The sequence below is a fragment of the Ruegeria sp. YTSC004 genome, from assembly GCF_059609805.1.
On record NZ_JBXWMJ010000006.1, the window covers coordinates 71,117 to 85,049 of the forward strand.

13 protein-coding genes are annotated in these 13,933 nt (G+C 57.7%); 7 read left to right on the top strand and 6 right to left on the bottom strand.

Annotation, left to right across the window (positions count from 1 at the left end; genetic code table 11):
• Nucleotides 1–72 precede the first annotated feature (72 nt).
• Nucleotides 73–1,125 carry a zinc ABC transporter substrate-binding protein gene (locus AC2FFP_RS12325; RefSeq protein ID WP_496881091.1) on the bottom strand — a complete coding sequence of 351 codons (1,053 nt, stop codon included), beginning with the start codon at nt 1,123–1,125 and terminating at the stop codon, nt 73–75.
• A gap of 56 nt (nt 1,126–1,181) precedes the next feature.
• On the opposite strand from AC2FFP_RS12325, the gene AC2FFP_RS12330 reads away from it, so the two are divergent.
• Genes AC2FFP_RS12330 through AC2FFP_RS12340 form a run of 3 tightly spaced genes read left to right on the top strand, consistent with a single transcriptional unit; the run spans nt 1,182 to nt 3,246 of the window.
• Nucleotides 1,182–1,694, top strand: a complete 513-nt coding sequence (locus AC2FFP_RS12330) for a Fur family transcriptional regulator (protein ID WP_496881092.1) — start codon at nt 1,182–1,184, stop codon at nt 1,692–1,694.
• 2 nt (nt 1,695–1,696) lie between these two features.
• Nucleotides 1,697–2,449 (top strand): metal ABC transporter ATP-binding protein, encoded by a 753-nt coding sequence (locus AC2FFP_RS12335; protein WP_282169639.1) that lies wholly within the window; start codon nt 1,697–1,699, stop codon nt 2,447–2,449.
• Complete coding sequence (locus AC2FFP_RS12340) at nt 2,449–3,246, top strand: iron chelate uptake ABC transporter family permease subunit (RefSeq protein WP_496881093.1); 798 nt, start codon at nt 2,449–2,451, stop codon at nt 3,244–3,246. The genes AC2FFP_RS12335 and AC2FFP_RS12340 overlap by 1 nt, the downstream gene beginning before the upstream one ends.
• A gap of 65 nt (nt 3,247–3,311) precedes the next feature.
• Here AC2FFP_RS12340 and AC2FFP_RS12345 read toward each other — a convergent pair whose 3' ends face one another.
• The 5 genes from AC2FFP_RS12345 to AC2FFP_RS12365 all read right to left on the bottom strand — a co-directional run bounded on the left by AC2FFP_RS12345 (nt 3,312) and on the right by AC2FFP_RS12365 (nt 10,092).
• A complete protein-coding gene (locus tag AC2FFP_RS12345) occupies nt 3,312–4,049 on the bottom strand; it encodes a maleate cis-trans isomerase family protein (RefSeq protein WP_496881094.1) in 738 nt (245 codons plus the stop codon).
• On the bottom strand, nt 4,046–5,113 hold the full coding sequence (locus AC2FFP_RS12350) for a pyridoxal phosphate-dependent aminotransferase (RefSeq protein ID WP_496881095.1): 1,068 nt from the start codon (nt 5,111–5,113) through the stop codon (nt 4,046–4,048). Before AC2FFP_RS12350 ends, AC2FFP_RS12345 begins: the two co-directional genes overlap by 4 nt.
• Nucleotides 5,110–6,762, bottom strand: coding sequence for a hydantoinase B/oxoprolinase family protein (locus AC2FFP_RS12355; protein WP_496881096.1), 1,653 nt, complete (start codon nt 6,760–6,762; stop codon nt 5,110–5,112). Before AC2FFP_RS12355 ends, AC2FFP_RS12350 begins: the two co-directional genes overlap by 4 nt.
• Nucleotides 6,762–8,858: a hydantoinase/oxoprolinase family protein gene (locus tag AC2FFP_RS12360; RefSeq protein ID WP_496766225.1), complete on the bottom strand. Its 2,097-nt coding sequence runs from the start codon at nt 8,856–8,858 to the stop codon at nt 6,762–6,764. The genes AC2FFP_RS12355 and AC2FFP_RS12360 overlap by 1 nt, the downstream gene beginning before the upstream one ends.
• Before the next feature lie 262 nt (nt 8,859–9,120).
• The gene (locus tag AC2FFP_RS12365; protein ID WP_496766227.1) at nt 9,121–10,092 is read right to left on the bottom strand and encodes a TetR/AcrR family transcriptional regulator; all 972 of its coding nucleotides are present in this window, start codon (nt 10,090–10,092) and stop codon (nt 9,121–9,123) included.
• A 179-nt stretch (nt 10,093–10,271) separates the two neighbouring features.
• On the opposite strand from AC2FFP_RS12365, the gene AC2FFP_RS12370 reads away from it, so the two are divergent.
• Genes AC2FFP_RS12370 through AC2FFP_RS12385 form a run of 4 tightly spaced genes read left to right on the top strand, consistent with a single transcriptional unit; the run spans nt 10,272 to nt 13,904 of the window.
• Nucleotides 10,272–11,405 carry an LLM class flavin-dependent oxidoreductase gene (locus AC2FFP_RS12370; RefSeq protein ID WP_496766229.1) on the top strand — a complete coding sequence of 378 codons (1,134 nt, stop codon included), beginning with the start codon at nt 10,272–10,274 and terminating at the stop codon, nt 11,403–11,405.
• A 10-nt stretch (nt 11,406–11,415) separates the two neighbouring features.
• On the top strand, nt 11,416–12,063 hold the full coding sequence (gene ribB, locus AC2FFP_RS12375; RefSeq protein ID WP_496766231.1) for a 3,4-dihydroxy-2-butanone-4-phosphate synthase: 648 nt from the start codon (nt 11,416–11,418) through the stop codon (nt 12,061–12,063).
• 48 nt (nt 12,064–12,111) lie between these two features.
• Nucleotides 12,112–12,489, top strand: coding sequence for a nuclear transport factor 2 family protein (locus AC2FFP_RS12380; protein WP_496766233.1), 378 nt, complete (start codon nt 12,112–12,114; stop codon nt 12,487–12,489).
• Between the two features lie 26 nt (nt 12,490–12,515).
• On the top strand, nt 12,516–13,904 hold the full coding sequence (locus AC2FFP_RS12385; protein ID WP_496766235.1) for an amidase family protein: 1,389 nt from the start codon (nt 12,516–12,518) through the stop codon (nt 13,902–13,904).
• Nucleotides 13,905–13,933 lie beyond the last annotated feature (29 nt).

Sequence of the window (13,933 nt, forward strand, 5' to 3'; positions counted from 1 at the left end):
AGATGCTTTGGTGTCCCCGGCTATGTTCAGCCCGTTCTGGGTTTTCATGCCAAAACGGGCTGCCCGGTCAGGTCATAGACATTTCGCCAAAGTTTTTGCGATGCTCCGGATCATTTGCGGGTACAGTTCGGCCCCAGGTTCAAGATCAGAACCTAGCGGATCTATCACACCGGTATTCGCTTCGGTTCTGTCCAAGACGGTGGCGACGATGCCGGGGTTGAATTGCGGCTCTGACAGAACACAATTGATCCCTTCTTCACGAATGCGCACCTGAATTTCTGAAATCCGCGCCGGACTTGGATCCGACGCATCGCTGAGCGAAATCGCACCCGACGCGGGGATGTCGAAGGCGTTCTCGAAGTACTGATAGGCATCGTGGAACACGATGAAGTTGCTTCCGCGTACAGGTTCCAGAGTTGCACTTACTTCAGCAGAGAGGGCTGCCATCTCTTCGCGCGCAGCCGCCGCGTTTGCGAAATATGCACCCGCATTGTCCGGGTCCGCAGCGGAAAGCTGAGCGGCAATCACGTTCAGCCAGGTGTCGGCGTTTTTGGGCGAAAGCCAGGCATGCGGATCATGATCGCCGTGCGCGTGGTCATGGTGGTCGTCGTGTTCTGCATGATCCTCGTGATCGTGGTCATCGCCCTCGGCATGCTCTTCGTGGTCATGATCGTCATGGTCTTTGTCGTCGGCATGATCCTCGTGACCATGATCGTCATGTTCCTCCTCTTCGGCGTGATCTTCATCGTCATGATCGTGCGCCTCAAACAGCGCATCCTCGCGGAAATCCAGAAGGACGGTGCCATCCACTTCCAGCAGGGGGGTGACTGTCGCGCCGTTGGCCAGGGTCTCTACCGCGCCTTCCATCCATGGGGTCAGGTCCTTCCCCATCCAGAATACCAGATCCGCATTTTGCAGGGCAGCCGCCTCAGAAGGGCGCAGGTTGTATTCATGCGGGGACGCGCCGGTTTGTACGATCAGGTTAGGTGTCCCAACACCTTCCATCACGCGCGCCACCAACGAGTGCACCGGTGCAATATCAACTGCAACATTTGGGACATCGGCCATTGCTGTGCCCCCCATCAACGCAGCCGTGATCGAAACAGGAAGAAGCTTTCTGGACATCAAACCCTCTATGTGATTTTATAACGTTGCGAGTGGCATATATGATATGGAATAACATGACAAGTGAGACGAGACCTGCACCTGCCGAAGACTCCGCCCTTGTCGGATTCCAAAAGCACGACCACGCGCACTGCGTCGAAAGCAGCCTGACCGTTGCCGAGACCCGGTGCAAAGAAGAAGGTTTGCGGCTGACTCCCGTGCGGCGCAAGGTTTTGGAAATGCTGCTGCAGGAACATCGGGCCTTGGGTGCCTATACAATCCTTGATCGATTGCGCGACGAAGGCTTCGGATCGCAGCCGCCGGTGGCTTATCGCGCCCTCGATTTTCTTGTTGAGAACGGGTTTGTCCACAAAATCGAACGGTTGAACGCATTTGTCGCCTGCGCGCATCCCGGGGCAACGCATTCCCCGGCCTTCATGATTTGTAGGAAATGTGATGCCGTGGCCGAAACACATTCAACACCCGCGAAAGGAGAGCTGGGCGCAGCCGCGCGGGCGGTGGGTTTCGAGATTGAGCGGACCGTTGTAGAAGCCGAAGGCGTTTGCCCCGACTGCACCGAAAAGGCGTAGAAATGAACCTGATTACCGTAGAAGACCTCAGCGTTAGCTATGGGGCCAATACCGTGTTACGGCACATTAACATGGGGGTCGAACCTGGTGAAATTGTGACCATCGTCGGCCCTAACGGTTCGGGTAAGACAAGCCTGCTTCGCGCCATAATCGGTGCAATCAAACCGTCTGCCGGGCAGGTAAAGCGAAAGCTGGGGCTGAGAATTGGCTACGTCCCGCAAAAGCTGCATATCGACCCGACCCTGCCGATCACCGTCGAACGGTTCATGCGGCTGACCCATCGCGCTTCAAAGAAGGATTGCGCGACTGCGCTGGAAACAGCCGGAGTGCCCGATCTGCTCAAGCGCCAGATGTCACAGCTTTCGGGCGGACAATTCCAACGCGTGCTGCTTGCGCGGGCCTTGATCAACCGGCCCGAAATCCTGTTGCTGGATGAGGCCACGCAAGGGTTGGACCAGCCCGGTTCGGCCGCGTTTTATCGCCAGATCGAAGACGTGCGTCAGGAAACAGGGTGTGCGATCATCATGATAAGCCACGAACTCCACGTTGTGATGAGCGCCTCGGACCGGGTGATCTGCCTGAACGGCCATGTCTGTTGCGAGGGCTCACCTGCGGTCGTGGCCTCGGCCCCCGAATATCGCGCCCTGTTCGGAACCGGAACAGGCGGTGCCCTTGCCCTTTACCGCCATGATCATGATCACAACCACGATCATCATCATGACCATGGAACAGATTCTCAGGAAGCCGCAGAATAATGCTTGATGATTTCATGACCCGGGCCACACTGGCCGGAGTCGGAGTGGCCTTTGCTGCAGCGCCGTTGGGGTGTTTTGTGGTGTGGCGCCGTATGGCCTATTTCGGCGATGCCACAGCGCACGCAGCCATTCTTGGCGTGGCTTTGTCGCTAACGTTTCAGATGTCGATTTTTACAGGTGCGCTGGCCGTCGCCTTGTTGATGGCGCTGACGGTGACACTATTGGCAGGTCGTGGGTACGCAATGGATACGTTGCTGGGGGTTATGGCGCATTCCGCCTTGGCATTCGGTCTTGTGGCAGTCTCATTCCTCTCCGGTGTCCGGATTGATTTGATGGCCTATCTGTTTGGCGACATTCTGGCCGTTTCCCGTTCGGATCTGGCCGTCATCTGGGGTGGCGCTGCACTGGTCGTAGTTTTGATTGCGTGGCGTTGGTCCCAGTTGTTGACGGCGACGTTGAACGAGGAACTGGCGTATGCCAGCGGGTTCGACCCCAAGCGAGAACAACTGATTTTGACGCTTGCACTGGCCATCACGGTGGCAGTCGCCATCAAGGTCGTGGGTGTTTTGCTAATAGCAGCGATGCTCATCATACCAGCCGCAGCGGCGCGGAGTCTGGCGCGGTCACCGGAAACGATGGCTCTGATCGCTGCAGCGATTGGGGCGACATCTGCTGTGGCCGGGTTGCGAGCGGCTTATGTCTTCGACACGCCCGCAGGTCCTTCCATCGTCTGCGTCGCCGCCATTCTGTTTGCCTGTTTTAGCTTGCTTGGATGGCAACGCCATACCAAGCCCTGAAAACCGCCTGTAGACTGCTGCCTATGTTGGGCGGTGTGTAAAATCTCATTTGCCCTAGCTGCGGGTCACAAGCTATCGAACAGACGCCCAGGCAACGCTTTGTGACCTGGCAGGTTCAGCGCTTTCAGCAGTCCAAAGACCATCGCTTGATTGGAGGTAATGACGGGTTTGTTCAGCGCGGCCTCAATCCGTTCAATCGCCTCGACCGAGCGCATGTCTGTGCAACTTAGGACGATTGCCTGCGCATCCGGGTGATCGGCCCTACACGCCAGATCGAACACCTCGTCCGGGGTCAGTTCACCTTGCCCATAATTGCCAAGCTCGCGCCCGACATCGGCACATTTGACGGTTTCAATGCCGTTTAGGGCCATGAAATCCATCGCCTGGGCATTGATCTCGCCCAAATAGGGCGATGAAAAGCCGACCTTTGTTGCGCCGACTGCTTTGATCCCAGCGATCAACGCCCCCGCAGCGGTCAGCGAAACTGCACCCGAGCCTGCCTTGATCTGCTGGGCCAGCTCTGCATCAAAGGACGGTCCGTGGGTCAGTGTCGCCGAGGTGCAGCCATACAGCACCACATCGGGGCGTATGCCCGAGATCATCCGCAGGTCGTGAGTGATATCCGATGCGCCCAACCCCGCCATCTGCTCCGAGCCGGGGATTTCATGCACGTCATATCCGCCCATGCGTTGATAATGGACTGTAGTGTTGGGCGGCCTCAACAACTCCATATCCGGTTCGAGGTTGGTGTTGGTGAAGGGTACCAGAACACCGATTTTGGCTGCGGTTCGTGTTTCGGTCACTTCAATGCTCCCTTCAGGGCGGTCAGGCACCGATCCATGATCGGCGTCTCGCAGATTGTGGCGCGCAAGCAGTCGGTTAAGCCGTATCCACCCATGCCGCGCATTAGTAGGTTGTCCGCCCGCAGTGCCGCGTCCGCCCGTTGCGCATCCTGCGTTGTGGCAAAGTGCAATAGCACAAAGTTTGTGTGGCTTTGAGGAACGATCAGGCCCAACGCACGACATTCCACGGCAAACCGTTCACGGATTTCAGTCGTTCGGGCAACCACATTTTGCATATGCGCCTGATCGCGGATCGCGGCAGCGGCTGCTGCTTGTGAAGCGATGGAGATATTGTTCGGGTTGAGCAATTTTCGCAACTCAGCTGCAATCTCGGGCGGGAAGTATCCCCAACCTGCGCGTGCACCCGCCAGACCATAGGCCTTGGAAAAGGTGCGCATAATCACGGTGTCCCCTCGATCGGTCAGTGCGAAGATGTCGGTCGGATCATGTATGTGATCGGAAAACTCAGCATAAGCTTGATCGACGACCAGCAGAACATCGGTGGGCAGCTCATCGCGCAGACGAAGGATCTCGGAATTGGGGATCAGGGTGCCGGTCGGATTGCCGGGGTTGCAGACAAAGACGATCCGCGTTTCAGGTGTCACCGCGGCGATGATATCGTCGACGGATACGGTCAGATCCACTTCACGCGCCTTGACGTAATCGGCCTGAACCTGGGCTGCTGCTGAGGCGACAAACGCATATCCATAATCCGTGCCAAGGACCCGATCACCGCGCCCGGCATAGGCGCGGATCAAACAGCCGATCAGCTCCATCGAGCCCGCTCCGCACAGCACCCGTGCCGGATCAAGTCCATGCACATCGGCAATTGCTGTGCGCAGTTCCGACCATTCCGGATCAGGATACAATTGCAGATCGGCCATTGCGTCACGACCCGCCTTGGTGGCTGCGGGGCTTGCGGGAAAGGCGCTTTCGTTCTGGGCCAACGAGATAGTGTTTTCGCCGCCAAGGTCGGCCAGCGCATAGGCCGCCATTGCACTTATGTGGGGAACCGGGCGGATCATGATGTGCCCCCATAGGATTTTGCGCCTTCTGCGCTGATCAGACCGCGCTTGAGGTCTAGGGAGATTGCCTGTGGGTCTCGCGCGGCCGGGTCGCCAAAACCACCGCCCCCAGGGGTTTCAAATATAAGGTAGTCGTCAGCTTCAACGCGCAGTTCTCCTTTGCCCGGGATATCACTTTCGCTATCGCGGAAACGAATACGACCAGGTGCGCCGGGTTTTCCACCCATGCGTCCGAGGGCGGGGAATTTGAGGCGCTCAACCGACAGGAAAACGAGAAAGGGTGCACCATTGGCCGAGGTCATCTCGATCCGTTGGCCGAGACCGCCGCGAAACTTGCCTGCACCTCCTGCATCCTGGCGTAGTTCGCGTTTCCAGATTGTGACGGGGGCCACGCTTTCCGTGATCTCGACCTGAGATCCGAACACGCCCGAAGGGTAGGCTGTGGCAGACAAGCCATCCGCGTGTGGCCGAGCGCCGGTGCCGCCATTATGCACAGGTTCAACCGCGAATTCCCGACCTCCATCACGCGCCACTTCGGGTGCGTGCCGCATCGGCAGATCGAACATGCAGGATGCGCCCTCGGCGGGGACCTGAGCTGGCAGGGCCTGATGCAGGCATCCAAGCACCAGATCTGGTGTTACCTGTCCTAGAGTGTGCCGCATTGCCACCGGGGCGGGGCGTTGTGCATTGAGGATGCAGCCTTTTGGGCCGTCCACTGTAAACGGCTCCAACGATCCGGCGTTGTTGGGGATGTCAGACCCGACGATGCAGCGCAGGGCGAAGACTGTATAGGCGGTCGCATAGTTCAACGGCACATTGATACCCTTGCCCGAACAACCCGACGTTCCCGTGAAATCCACATGCATGCCCGTTTTGCTGACCGTTAGGGTGGCGTGCAGTTCCAGTTCTTTTTCATAACCGTCCATCCTCAGAACGTTTCTATAGGTGCCTGTGGGCACTTCAGCGATGGCTTCAAGCGTGCCTCGGCGCGAGGTGTCGATGATGTAGCCGCCCAGTTGATAAAGATCGTCGATTCCGAATTCATCCATCATACCGAGCAGCCGGTTCACGCCCGCTTCGCAGCAAGCGATCAGTGCATATATGTCGCCCTCATTCGCAATGGGCTCGCGGCTGTTGGCGCGGACAATGTCCAAAAGCAAGGCGTTCGGGACACCTTGTTCGACCAGTTTGCAGGGTGGGATCAGCAGGCCCTCATCATAGATATCCGACCCTTCGGGTCCCATTCCAAGGCCGCCCAGATCTACAAGATGCGATGTGCATGAAGTAAAGCCGACGACCTTACCGTTTTTGAAGGCAGGCATCATCAGCAGAAAGTCGTTGAGGTGTCCCGAAGCCAGCCAAGGATCATTGGTCATGTAGATATCGCCGGGCTTCATGTTCTGAACCGGGAAATGACCGCGCAGATGCATCACGGCTTCGGCCATCGTGTTGATGTGTCCGGGCGTTCCGGTAACCGCCTGTGCCAGCATCCGACCCCCGGCGTCAAAGATCCCGGCTGAGATGTCTCCGCATTCGCGCACAATGGGTGAGAATGCGGCGCGGATCAGGGTCTGACCTTGTTCTTCGACGACGGCAAGCAGGCGGTTCCACATGACTTGCAGGCGGGCGGGGGAATGATCGGCAGTCATCATACACCTCCTTTCGGATCTTGGATAAGGATGAGGTTTCCAATGGCATCCACATGCGCCGAGAAGTCTGATGAGACCAAAGTCGTCGTCTGCGGTTCCGTGATCAGCACCGGGCCGCAAACCCGGTCGCCGGGGCTCAGACTGTCGCGTGGCACAAAACCAGCCTGCTTTATCTGACTATCTACATCGCAGGTGATGGGGCGGGTTTGGGCTGGTGTGATAGTTGTCAGAACTGGCGTTTCCGGCAAATCTGGAACATCCGCATCTGGGGTTGCGACGCGGACCGCCCAGTTCAGGATCTCGATTTGCATCCCGGGCACGGGACGCGAGAATTGTTTACGGTATTCCGCCTCGAACGCATCGGTCAGCGGTTTTATGTCTTCGAATGTTAGGTCGCGATCGGGCAGGGCAATCTCGATCTCGTGGCCCTGACCATTGTAGCGCATGAAAGCCGTGCGTTGGGTTTCGGTGAGTGCATCACCCGCGCCTTGGGCAACCACCCGGCTTGCCTCGTCGATCATGTCGGAAAACAGGGCATTGACCCGCTCCAGATCCAGGTATTCAAGTAGAGAATAACTTGATCTGACGATCTCAAAACTGACCGGAGCAAACAGGAACCCCACCGCGGATCCAACACCTGGATTGGGCGGGATCACGATGCGACGGACCCCGGCGGATCGGGCCACACGGCTTGCATGCAGGGGGCCGTTGCCGCCGAAAGCGATCATTGTGCGCGAACCGAGGTCCTTGCCCGACTCCACCGCATGCATTCGGCCCGCACTGGCCATGCTTTCATCGACGATGCGACTGACGCCGTCCGCTGCCGCAGTGCCGTTCGTGCCCAGACGCGCGGCGATGACCCGGTTCAGCGCAGCTTCAGACGCTTCGGGGGCGATCTTGATAAACCCTTCGGCAAATGTGTCCGGCACAATATAGCCCAAGGTAATGTCGCTGTCGGTCACGGTTGGCTCTGTGCCGCCCCGCCCAAAAGCTACCGGACCGGGTTCTGATCCGGCCGATTTTGGACCCACAGTCAACCGACCCAGACGGTCAACCCCGGCGATTGAGCCGCCGCCCGCGCCAATCTCGATCATTTCGACCACAGGGATACGTACAGGCATGCCCGACCCCTTGATGAACCGCGCGGCCCGCGCGATTTCGAATTGGCGCGAGGTTTGAGGCCTTGCATTGTCAATCAGGCAGAGCTTCGCAGTCGTCCCGCCCATGTCGAAAGATAAAACCTCGTCAATCCCAGCCCGCGCTGCGATCCGTGCGGCCAAAATTGCTCCGCCCGCCGGGCCGCTTTCGACCAGCCGGATCGGAAAGCGTGAGGCCGTCTGAACGGTGCACATTCCGCCACTGGCCGTCATCATCAGGATCGGACAGGTCACGCCTTCTGTCTGGAACCGTGAGGCAAAGCGCGCCAGATAGCTTTCCATTAGTGGCTGGATGTAGGCATTGGCGACCGTGGTACAAAGCCGGTCGAACTCGCGCGCCTCGGGGCTGACATCAGAGGAAATTGAAACTGTCAGGCTGGGGCGTTTTTCCGCGAGAATGTCGCGCAACCTGCGTTCGTGCGACGGGTTGGCGTAGGCATGCATCAAACAGATTGCGACCGCTTCTGCACCGGTGGCATCCAGTTCGGCCAACAGCGCGTCTATCGAACTGGCGTCCAGCGGGATCAGCACATTCCCATCGGCAGCCATTCTTTCGCGAATGGTCAGCGCCCGTTCGCGTGGGACCAGCAGGGCCGGCTTTTCCAGGTTGATGTCATATTGCGCATATCGCCGCTCATACGCGATTTCCAGAATGTCGCGAAACCCTTCAGTCGTCACGGTTGCCACAACGGCGCCTCGACGTTCGATCAATGCGTTGGTCGCCAGTGTCGTTCCGTGGATGAAACCTGTCACCTCATTCAACGACCGGCCGGATTCCGCCATGACACGTCTTGCGCCCTCCATCGCGCCATCTGCGGGATTTTTGTGCGTCGTGAGCGTCTTGGTCGAAGCCAATATGGTCTCATCGCCCGAGACGAGTACCGTATCGGTAAAGGTGCCGCCGATATCAATGGCCAGGCGTAAGGTTTGAGATGTCATGAGAGTGTCCGAATTGTCCGTTGTCTGGGCAGATGGCAAAAGGCGCAGAGCGCCTGCCATCATCCACTCACGACGAGGTCACAACCGGTTGCGCGGCGATCCAGAGGGTTAGGACTACAAAGCGTTGTCATATACGCAGTTTGACACGCCCAAGACGTGTCGCAAGTTGGTTTGCGACCAAATCGCCCGGAAGCGACAGAGATGTGCGACTTGATTGCCTAAGCGTTTATGCATCAACAATCCTGAGCGGTTGATGGTTCGCTCAGGATTTCTTGGAGAGAGCAGCCCTGACCAAAACGCCATCCATGATAAGCGCCTTCAGGCTGGTCCGGATTTCACTTTCCGGGAACTTTCCGATGCTCCAATGCCGGAGAGACCAGACATTACAAAGGAAATACAGATAATTGGCCATCAGCTCTGTGTTCATGGGGCGGAACACATTCTGCTCGACCCCTTTGTCCAGAATGCCTTTCCAGCGGCCCATGAACTCACGCTCCATATCAAATACGCGCGCGCGGTTCTCGGCAGACATGGACCGCGTTTCCGAATAGACCAAATTGATATAGCGGCGGTTTTCGCCAATGTAGTCGATGTACCGGTCAACCGCTTTTTCAAGGTTTTGATCGGCGGGGCCGGTGAACAGTTCTCCGGTATCGAAAAAGTCGATGATGTCCTGCATGCACATCGTAGTGATCAAGTGCAGTATGTCATCTTTGTCCTTGATGTACTTGTACATCAGCGGAACCGACAGCCCGGATGTTTTGGCAATCTCGCGCATCGATGCATTGCCGAACCCATGCTTGGCAATCACCTTGCATGCGCCTTCAAAGATCTGCCGCCGCCGTTCCTCGGCGGTGTCGGACAGGGCGCGGGGCGGCTTTTCAGTCTGAGTGGATTTCGGCGTTTCCGCCAGTTGCGCATCGACTGAGAACGTGCAGGTCACTTCCATCAGCGTGGCGGCTTCACCGGGATTGTGTCCGGCCTGAACGATCGAGACACGGTATGTGGTCAGCGGCGAATCTTCTGGCGACATGCGGATGGCCTGAGCCTCGATTTGCCCCTGTCCCGCAGTTGCCAGATTCGTGGCCGAGGTGTTGACCAGTGTTGGATGCAAAGTGTCTCCGAGGCGTTTGAGTTCCTCGCGCGCAGCATCAATCGCCAACGCAACGCACACGCCATCTAGCTGCGATTTATTAATAAATTCATCAACTTGCGCAGCAGAATACAAAAACACGTGGCTTGCCTCCATAGGACCCTACCTGAGGGCAACATGTTGAAATCCCTATCTCTTGTCCAGTTGGAAATCGTCGCAGTGTCATTGCGACGTAGGGAAAATCAATTCGGGGCTTGACGAAATTGCCGGCTGTATGGGATTGTTAGTGAACGTTCAATCACACGCCAGGGGACGCCTGTATGAAGTTCAAGATTCTCGCCATTCCATTCGCACGCCAGCATGGCGAGGATACTCAGCTTGCCGGACGTGACCCTGCTCGGTTCAACAAGATGATGCACACGATGCGTGATCAGATGGTCCTTGCCGAAGAGCTGGGCTATGACGGCTTCTGCCTGACTGAGCACCACATGCAGGTCGAAGGCGTTGAATGCACCACGAACCCGCTGTTCTGGAACATGTACATCGCCCAGCACACCAAGAACTTCAAAGTTGGTCAGTTGGGGATGAACCTGACCGCGATGAACCCGATCAAGACAGCCGAAGACATCGCCATGCTGGACCATATGACCGGCGGCCGCGTCTTCGCAGGGTTCTCGCGCGGGAACACGCCGCGCTGGACGGCGACCATGGGGCAGCACCTGGACATCACCTCGGCTGAATCCGACAAGTCCGAGGCCGACCAGCGCAACCGTCGCGCGCTGTACGAAAACTGGCGTCTGATCAAGTCGCTGTGGACGGACGACCTGACCGAACATCAGGGCGAATTCTGGAATTTCCCGTCGAATGTCGAGTGGGAGTTCAATCCAACCAAACTCTGGGGTGGTGACAGCCCGGTTGATAGCAACAAGATCCTGCGCAAATCGGGCATCGTGCCTCGTCCGCTGCAAAAGCCGCACCCAAAAGTATATGCGCCGTTCTCGTATTCGATGGAAACTGCCAAGTTCTGGGCTTCGGAAGGGGCCAAGATGGTGTCCTTCGTGACCGCCGACAAAGAAGAATTCATGCCGGTGATTCTTGAGAACTGCCTGAAGGCTGCGCATGAAAACGGGCTGCCTCAAACCACCAACAACGACGTCCTGGCTCTGGGTGCGCATCTGATGATGGGCAAGACTCCGGCCAAGACCAAACAGTACCGCGAAATGTTCGACAACCTGTGGTTCTCGGCCTACGACGCGCCGCCCTATCACGTCCCACTGGGCCGCGTCTGGGACGGCTCGCGTCAACAGGTTCTGGACCAGGTCGGTGAACTGGCCGTGCGCTATCAGATCGACGAATTCTTTGTCTGGCACCACGTGAACTACTTTGGCGACGAGATCGAGCAGGAAGCTCTGATCGAATTTGCCGAAGGCGTCATCAAGCCTCTGAACGGATAAGGGGAAGACCGTGTTCGATCTGCATGAAGTTTATCAGCTGTCGCCCATCGAAGAGATCATTACGGATTGCGAACAAGGCCGTATGGTAATTCTTGTCGACGATGAAAACCGCGAGAATGAGGGCGATCTGGTGATCCCCGCCGCCTGCGCGGATGCGGCCGCGGTAAATTTCATGGCACGCTTTGGTCGGGGTTTGATCTGCATGGCCATTCCGCCCGAACGGGCCGAGCAGTTCAGTCTTGGACCGATGACAGCGTTGAACACGGATCCACATCATACGGCGTTCACCATTTCGGTGGATGCGAAAGAAGGCACGACCACCGGCATTTCCGCCAGCGACCGGGCGCGGACCATTGCACTTTTGGCATCCGACAGCGGCTCTTCGGTCGATCTGGTTTCGCCCGGGCATCTGTTTCCATTGGTGGCGAGACCGCACGGTGTGCTGGAACGCGAAGGCCACACCGAAGCCGCAGTTGATCTGGCCCGCCTGTCCGGGCAGGGGGATGCCGGCGTGATCTGCGAAATCATGAATAATGACGGTGAAATGGCGCGCCTGCCGGATCTGCTGGAATTTGGGGCCCGGCACGGCCTTAAGGTCGGCACGATCGAAGACCTCAAACGGTATCGTCAGGACCTGCTTGCAGACAAGGCCGCCTGACAGCCAACACCACCTGCGTTTCAAGACACTCATGACCGAGGATATCCTATGACCGCATTCGCCGAGATCGAAACCCTGATGCAAGCGTATATCGAAAACCTGCATGACGGAGACATCAGCAAGACCGACCAGATGTTTCTGCCAGAATGTGATCTTTGCTGCGCCAACGAGGATGGCAGCTATGTCCACATGACGCTTGAGAAGTACAAAGAGGTCATCGGCGGTCGCGAAAGCCCAAAATCCAAAGGCTATCCGGTCTATGGTCACACGATCTCGATCGATCAATCAGGGCCAAACACGGCCTTTGTCAAGATCGACTGCGCCGTGCAGCCGCGATACTTCATCGACTACCTATCGCTGGTCCGCACCGGCGAGGGCTGGAAGATTGCGGCCAAGGTCTATTACGTCCAGCGCACCGAAGACTGATCCCCTTTATCTGATCGAGCCCCCGAATGACCGCCCCCTATTCCCAACTTTCGGCGCGTGCCATGGTGCAGGCCTTTGCTCGGCTGGAACTGTCTCCGGTCGAGGTCACGCAGGCAGCGCTGGCCCGTATTGAGTCGGTTAATCCTAGGATCAATGCGATTTACCACGTGGATGCCGAGGGCGCGCTTGAAGCCGCATGGGCGTCCGAGAAACGTTGGCACGACAACATACCAATGGGGCCGCTGGATGGCGTGCCGACAACAGTCAAGGACGCAATGGATTGCATCGGTATGCCCGCATATCGCGGCTCGGCGGCGGGTGAGGCATCGGTCAGCACAACCGATCATCCCACGGTAGCACGCATGCGTGAGGCCGGTTCCGTGATCCTGGGCAAGAATACCATGTGTGATTATGGCATTCTTGCAGGCGGAGTGAGCTCAAAGCACGGAGTTACCCGCAATCCATGGGATGTATCGCGCACAACAGGCGCATCATCTTCGGGCACGTCGGCCAGTGTTGCCGCCGGGATCGAGCCGGTTTCGATTGGCACCGACATCGTGGGATCCATTCGCCTGCCGGCCTCGTATTGCGGCCTGGCCGGGCTGAAACCCAGCCAGGGGCGTGTGCCCTATTACGTCTGCAACAGCCCGGCGATCACAGCGGGGCCGTTGGCCCGCAATTTTGGCGACGTCGCGCTGCATATGAATGTTCTGACCGGAGAGGATACGCGCGATTTCGCGGCTTTGGCGCGGGACGGCGTGAACTATGTCTCGCGCCTGACGCGCGGCGACCGCAAAGGCATGTCGGTTCTAGTTATCCCAGAGCTGGGCTTGGGCGAACCGGTGGCGGAAGATGTTCAGGCAGCGCTGGAACGGACGGCGCAAGTTCTGCGGGATATGGGTGTTCAGATCACCTATCTTGAAACCGCACCGTTCAGCCGAACAGACTGGGAACCCGCCGAGGCGTTCTATAAAATACGTACCCTGTCCGAACTGATGCGCCAACCCGATGCCGAACAGGCGAAAACGCCCTATATTCGCGATTGGACCAACGATGCTCGCGTTTTGTCTGCTGTTGAGCATCAGCGAAATTTCGACCACACACAGGCGTTGCGCGAACGTGCGTTGGCGCTGATTGACGGCCATGATTTTGTCCTGCTGCCATCGACACCGGACACAGCCTTTGCTGCCGAACTGCCAGGATCAGACCCCGATAAGCCGTTCGAAAGCTGGGCTAATACCTTCCTGTTCAACCTCACTGAGCAACCGGCATCCAGTATTCCGGTCGGACCAGACCGCAACGGGCTACCGATCGGTATGCAACTGGTCGGACGCCGCTTTGACGATCTGGGCGTTTTGCAAATGTCGTGGCGGATCGAACAGGACATCGGGGAAATGCCGCCTGCGCCTCTGTGACGGACGCAGATGCAGAGAACCACATTGAG